Origin of the sequence: Pseudomonas edaphica (genome assembly GCF_005863185.1) — a bacterium.
Classification (GTDB): Bacteria; Pseudomonadota; Gammaproteobacteria; order Pseudomonadales; family Pseudomonadaceae; genus Aquipseudomonas; species Aquipseudomonas edaphica.
In genome coordinates, this window is sequence record NZ_VBVZ01000425.1 from 1 (window position 1) to 5423 (window position 5423).

Annotated in this window: 7 protein-coding genes and 1 pseudogene; 5 read left to right on the top strand and 3 right to left on the bottom strand. The window is 59.4% G+C overall.

The window, feature by feature from the left end:
- The first annotated feature begins 181 nt into the window (after positions 1 to 181).
- Both FEM54_RS23185 and FEM54_RS23190 read left to right on the top strand, forming a co-directional pair.
- On the top strand, positions 182 to 640 hold the full coding sequence (locus FEM54_RS23185; RefSeq protein ID WP_138453243.1) for an REP-associated tyrosine transposase: 459 nt from the start codon (positions 182 to 184) through the stop codon (positions 638 to 640).
- Between the two features lie 119 nt (positions 641 to 759).
- On the top strand, positions 760 to 1068 hold the full coding sequence (locus FEM54_RS23190) for an RcnB family protein (RefSeq protein ID WP_017138987.1): 309 nt from the start codon (positions 760 to 762) through the stop codon (positions 1066 to 1068).
- A 119-nt stretch (positions 1069 to 1187) separates the two neighbouring features.
- Here FEM54_RS23190 and FEM54_RS23195 read toward each other — a convergent pair whose 3' ends face one another.
- From FEM54_RS23195 to FEM54_RS23205, 3 genes are all read right to left on the bottom strand, one after another.
- Positions 1188 to 1460, bottom strand: a complete 273-nt coding sequence (locus tag FEM54_RS23195) for a DUF1652 domain-containing protein (RefSeq protein WP_017138988.1) — start codon at positions 1458 to 1460, stop codon at positions 1188 to 1190.
- 14 nt (positions 1461 to 1474) lie between these two features.
- Positions 1475 to 1726, bottom strand: a complete 252-nt coding sequence (locus FEM54_RS23200) for a CsbD family protein (RefSeq protein ID WP_138453246.1) — start codon at positions 1724 to 1726, stop codon at positions 1475 to 1477.
- Positions 1727 to 1858: 132 nt separating this feature from the next.
- Positions 1859 to 3355, bottom strand: coding sequence for a PAS domain S-box protein (locus tag FEM54_RS23205; RefSeq protein ID WP_138453251.1), 1497 nt, complete (start codon positions 3353 to 3355; stop codon positions 1859 to 1861).
- Between the two features lie 171 nt (positions 3356 to 3526).
- Here FEM54_RS23205 and FEM54_RS23210 point away from each other — a divergent pair, with 171 nt between their 5' ends.
- The 3 genes and pseudogenes from FEM54_RS23210 to FEM54_RS23220 form a co-directional block, all read left to right on the top strand.
- Positions 3527 to 4495: a hypothetical protein gene (locus FEM54_RS23210; protein ID WP_017138991.1), complete on the top strand. Its 969-nt coding sequence runs from the start codon at positions 3527 to 3529 to the stop codon at positions 4493 to 4495.
- Between the two features lie 123 nt (positions 4496 to 4618).
- Positions 4619 to 5239: a transglycosylase SLT domain-containing protein gene (locus tag FEM54_RS23215; protein ID WP_017138992.1), complete on the top strand. Its 621-nt coding sequence runs from the start codon at positions 4619 to 4621 to the stop codon at positions 5237 to 5239.
- 94 nt (positions 5240 to 5333) lie between these two features.
- A pseudogene (locus tag FEM54_RS23220) lies at positions 5334 to 5423 on the top strand (FKBP-type peptidyl-prolyl cis-trans isomerase); the annotation flags it as partial.

The window sequence follows — 5423 nt, forward strand, 5'->3', positions numbered from 1 at the left end:
TCGATCCACTGCGTTCGTTCAGGTGTTACTCGGCCAGCCTTTTTGGGGCTGCTGCGCAGCCCAGCGGGAGCAAGCTCCCTCGCCACAGTGGGGGGGACATATTGGGAAACTGAATTGAACGGAGGTATTGCCGTGGCTTGCTAGGGTAAATGGATCATTCATTCAATCGCAGAGCAAAGGATTGCTTCAGAAACCCAATTCTCACCTATTGCGACGTGGCCGTTATTCAGAGGCGGGTCGGGCTTACTTGGTAACTGCCGTGGTTTATCAGCGCCGCCCGGTGTTTGCCAATTTTCGCTTGGGGCGGTTGTTGGTGGCAGAGTTCAAACAGGCTCATGACCTTGAGATGGTTAACTCTTTGGCTTGGGTCATCATGCCAGACCATTTCCGTTGGCTATTTGAACTCAGAGCCGCATCGTTGCCGCAAGTGATGAAAAGGGTGAAGTCGCGCAGCACATTGACCATCAATCGAGCCTGTCATGCACGGGGCGCGTTCCGGCAGTGCGGGTACCATGATCGCGCAGCGCGCGCTGAGGAGGATCTTATAAAGATCGCACGCTACATAATTGGCAACCCATTGCGCGCTGGGTTGGCTGAACATATCGGCGATTATCCGCTCTGGGACGCAGCCTGGTTATAGACCCGGCGCCCTTGTGGCGAGGGAGCAAGCTCCCTTGCCACAAGAAGGGTGCAAACTTGAATGATTCCATGCGCCTGCGGTCGGAACCTGGGTACGCATCATTCATTGAAGGAGCACCCATGAAGTCCAAGACCCTAGCCGCTTGCCTGCTGCTCACCGCTGGCCTGTCCACCGTCAGCTTTGTCGTGCAGGCCGGTGATACACCCCAGGAAACCGTGCAGCCTTCCAGCATCAATACGCGGGATCTGAAAGAAGGTGATCGCGCCCCGGATATCCTGATGCGCAAGGAATCGGCGGTCAGCGACTGGAAAAAACGCGGCCTCAAGCAGCCTGAGGCAGACAGCCAATGGGCGCGGGTGGGTGACAAGTTTGTGCTGCTCAAAACCACCAACGGCACCATTCTTGAGATCACCCCCGTCAAGCGGTGATCGGTCTGTTTTCCTCGCTCTTGCGTTAAGGTAACCGGCCACACCGGTCGTGTTACCTCACCTATCACTTCGGCCTCGGCGTCACCCAGGTCGACCTGGAGATCAGCCTGCCTTCATTTTCATTGGGCCGTCGTTGAAGGCAGATCATCCAGTGTGAGCTTGCCGACGTTGTTGCTTTGCAGTTCGTAGCGCAACTCTTCAACCATCTTGGCCACTTCTTGCGCGGTTTGCAGCCGGTTGGTGCTGATGCCTGTCACCACCAGATCAACACGGCCGGTTTCGGCGTCGTAGACCTTGAGGGTCAGGGACGCGTCCCGGCACAGGGTGAACTCGCAGGTCAGCGGTGACAAACCTTCTTCGATGCAGTTGCGCAGTTGAGAGAGGGTAAACATGGGCCTCGGCCTCCTCAACGACGACGCAGCAACAGGCCCACAAGCAGGCCGATAGCGGCGACGACAGCCACGGTAGCCAGGGGTTTGTTTTTGGCAAAATCACTGACAGTGTCCAGCGCGTCGCCGTACGTTTGCTGCAGTTGACCTGCGGCCTGACGCGCCACACCTTCAGCCTGCAATTGTTCATCGCCGGTGAGGTCGCCGATAAAACCCTGGGCCTTGCCGGCAACCTTCTCTACGGCGCCTTTGACTTGTTCGCTTTTCATCGTGCTTTCCTTGGAAGAGATCAAACCATTACGGCACGGGACCAAAGGCCCTGTGCCCACCCTTCAAGGTTAAGCAGCGTACGCCAGCGCAATAAGGCGAATTTGCACTGGTCGCACTAGTGCATTTGCACTCTATGGTTTGCTTTTGACGCGCAGTTCGCCGGCAAACAAGCCGCGCTCCCTGGCCCATACAATGGCCGCGCTGCGGCTGTGCACACCGAGTTTGGAGTACACCGTGGCCACATGATTACGCACCGTGTTGGGCGCAAGCTTCAGGCGCGAGGCAATTTCCTTGTCGGCCAGGCCTTCGCAGATCAAACCCAGCACATCACGCTCACGGGCGGTAAGGTCGGTGAAGGCTACGTTCGGCAGGTTGGGGCTGTTGACGCTCTTGGCGTTGGCCAGTTTCTCGATCAGGGTCTGGCTGAACCAGGAGGCGTCTTGCATCACCTCCTCAATGGCCGCCACCAGCTCCAGCTCCGAGCGTTTGCGTTCGGTGATGTTCATCAGCACCAACAGGTAGCAGGGCACGTCCTCGATAATCACTGTGTCGGCGGAGACCACGCAGTCGATCACCTCGTTGCCTTTCTTGCGCACCTTGAGGTCCTGGCCTTCGAGGTTGCCGGCTTTTTCCAGGGTGGCGAACAACTGCGCTCCAGCAGGGGCGCTGTCGATGAAGTTGATGTCCTCAACGTTCTTGCCGATCAGCTCTTCGCTGATGTAACCGGTGATGTTCATGAACGCTTCGTTGATGTCCACCACTTGCCGGTTGGCGGCGTTGCACACCAGGGTCGGCACCGGCGTCAGGCGGAAGGATTTGGCGAACCGTTCTTCGCTCTGGCGCAGGGCGATTTCTGCCTTGCGCCTTGGCTCCAGGTCGGTAAAGGAAAACAGCATGCAGTCTTCCTCGTTCATGTCCAACGGCTGGCCGGCGACAATCACCAGTTTGCTGCCGCCCTCGGGCAGGCGCAGTTCAGCCTGCATCTGCGGGATGGTCGCACCTTCGCTCAGGCGCTGAATGGCCAGGTCCTTGCGATCGGCGTGTTCCAGTACATCCAGTTCATAGACGGATTTGCCGATGACCTGATCGCGGTTGTAACCGGTCATCTCCAGGAAACCCTGGTTAACCTTGATGTAGCGCAGGTCGCTGAGGCGGCAGATCACCGCGGGTGCCGGGTTGGCGTTGAAGGTTTTTTCGAAGCGCTGCTCGGCGCTGGCCCATTCGGTGGCGTCGCTGAGGATCAGCACCAGCAGTTCCGGTTCACCGTTGGCGTCCGTCAGCACCAGGCTGCGCAAGCGATGCACCCAACTGCGGTCCTCGTCGTCAACGGGGGTGACTTCCACCACCACATCGCTGAATTCTTCACCGGCTGCGATTCGGCTGAGCGGGTAGCTGTCCAGCGGCAAGGGGTGGTTGTTGCGATAGCGCAAGGCAAAGCGCTTGGCGTATTGCTCGGTATTGGCGCCGAGCTGCTCGACCTCACTGACCCCGTGCATGGCCAGCGCGGCTTCGTTGGCCCACAGAATGGTCTGGTCGACTTCGGCCAGGATCACACCGTCCGATAACCCGGAGATGATCTGCTGCAATTGGCGGCGGTTGGTTTCTTTGGCAAGAACGTCCTGGGTCATGGTCTCTCCGGGGATGGGCGCATGAAGGGTACGACACCCAGGCATCAGGATAGTGCACACAGAGTGCCCGTTGCGGGGTGCGAATGCACCAGATGCTCTGGTGCATTTGAGCGGGGACGACCGGCAGCGGTCTCGCCAGACTGATACGGTCAACCACTCAAAGGATTAATCATGACAACTGTCTATGAAACCAACCGTTCACCGTTTCGCGTGTCCTGGAGCTCTGTGCTGGCCGGTAGTGCAATTGCCCTGGTGACCTACCTGGTACTCAGCGTGCTCGGCACGGCCATCGGCGCCAGTGCCGTCAACCCGATGGAAGCGGGCAACCCCCTGAGCGGCTTCGGCACCGGCGCCGGGATCTGGCTGTTTGTCTCAACCCTGGTGGCTGTCGGCCTCGGCGCCTTTGTGGCCGGGCGCACTGCACCGGACCGTGGCGGCTTGCACGGCGTATTGACCTGGACCTTCACCACCTTGCTCACCACCTGGCTGCTGGCTGGCCTGGCCGCCAGCGTGGTCGGCACCGCCGGTAACGTAGTAGGCAAAGGCTTGTCCGCCGCCGGCAGTGGTATCGCCGCTGCTGCGCCTGGGATCGGCAACAGCATCAAGCAGCAGTTGAACGAGCAGGGTATCCAACTGGACTGGAACAGCCTGCAAGGCCAACTCGACACCTTGCTCAAGCAAAGCGGCAAGCCTGAGCTGGACCCTGCCAACGTCGAGCAGAAAACCGACCAGGCCGCCGCCGACGGCAAGCAATCGGCCAAGGACGCCGCGACCAACCCTGCCCAGGCCGGTGATGAGTTGAAGCAGTGGTTCGAACGCGTCAAAGCCTCCGGCGAGCCTGCGTTGAATGCTGCGGACAAAGACGCGCTGGTCAACATCGTGGCCGCCCGTACCGGCAAGAGCAAAGCCGAAGCCACGCAGATCGTCGACAACTATGCCCAGGCTTATCAGCAAGCCATGCAGAAGGTCGATGAGCTGAAACAGCAAGCCGAACAGAAAGCCCGTGAAGCCGGTGAAGTAGCGGCTAAGCAGCTGTCCCGCGCTGCATGGAGCACCTTGGCCATGTTGCTGCTGGGTGCAGCCTTGAGCTTCTTTGTGGGTCGTACCGCGCTGACCACGCGTCGCGTGCCGTTGGCTTAAGCTGAGCATGTGCGGCATGGATGCCGCCTGTGGAAGCTGGTTATGGAGTGAACTCGCTACCCCCTGCGCTCGAATGAATGCGTAAAATACCGGCTTTTTACGTGTATCACGCAAAGGTGCCCCTTGAGCGCAGGCAAAGCTGTCGGACTGTTATTACTCACCTCCCTGTTGGCGGCGTGCGGTACTTCGCCGCCACGCACGCCAAACGACATCTGCGGCATCTTCCGTGAAAAAGATGACTGGTACGACGCCGCCAAGGTCACGCAAAAGCGCTGGGGCGTGCCGATCCAGGTGCCGTTCGCGATCATGTATCAAGAGTCGGGCTTCCGCCAGGATGCCAAGACACCACGCAAATACCTGCTATGGATCATCCCCTGGGGGCGCGTGTCCACCGCCGAAGGCTATTCCCAGGCCAAGGATGAAGTGTGGAACGACTACCGCAAGAGCACCGGCCGCAGCGGTGCGAGCCGTCAGGATTTCGATGACTCCATCGACTTTGTGGGGTGGTACATGGACAAGACCTACACCATCAACGGCGTGTACAAATACGACGCCTACGGCCAATACCTGAACTACCACGAAGGCTGGGGCGGCTATCGCCAGCGTACCTATGCGGCCAAAGCCTGGCTGCCGCCGGTGGCGAGCAAGGTGCAGGCGCGCTCGCAGATGTACGCGGCGCAATATGCGCGCTGTAAGGATGATTTGGGCCGCGGGTTCTGGAGCCGGTTCTGGCATTGGCTGTAAGGAACGATCGGCATAAGGGTGTGGCGAGGGCGCACTTGCCAAGCTCATTTTATTCTGGGAAAACCCCAGTCTTAACTCATCCAACGAGAGCCCCATGAGCAACGATGAACTCCAGATCACCGACACCCGCCTGGGCACCGGCAAAGCCGTGGTCAAGGGGGCGCTGATCACCACCCAATACACC

What these genes read in the sequence shown, in the direction of transcription:
- FEM54_RS23190 (WP_017138987.1), top strand. Translation starts at nt 760, where the DNA reads ATGAAGTCCAAGACCCTAGCCGCTTGCCTGCTGCTCACCGCTGGCCTG.
- FEM54_RS23195 (WP_017138988.1), bottom strand. Translation starts at nt 1,460, where the DNA reads ATGTTTACCCTCTCTCAACTGCGCAACTGCATCGAAGAAGGTTTGTCA.
- FEM54_RS23200 (WP_138453246.1), bottom strand. Translation starts at nt 1,726, where the DNA reads ATGAAAAGCGAACAAGTCAAAGGCGCCGTAGAGAAGGTTGCCGGCAAG.
- FEM54_RS23205 (WP_138453251.1), bottom strand. Translation starts at nt 3,355, where the DNA reads ATGACCCAGGACGTTCTTGCCAAAGAAACCAACCGCCGCCAATTGCAG.
- FEM54_RS23210 (WP_017138991.1), top strand. Translation starts at nt 3,527, where the DNA reads ATGACAACTGTCTATGAAACCAACCGTTCACCGTTTCGCGTGTCCTGG.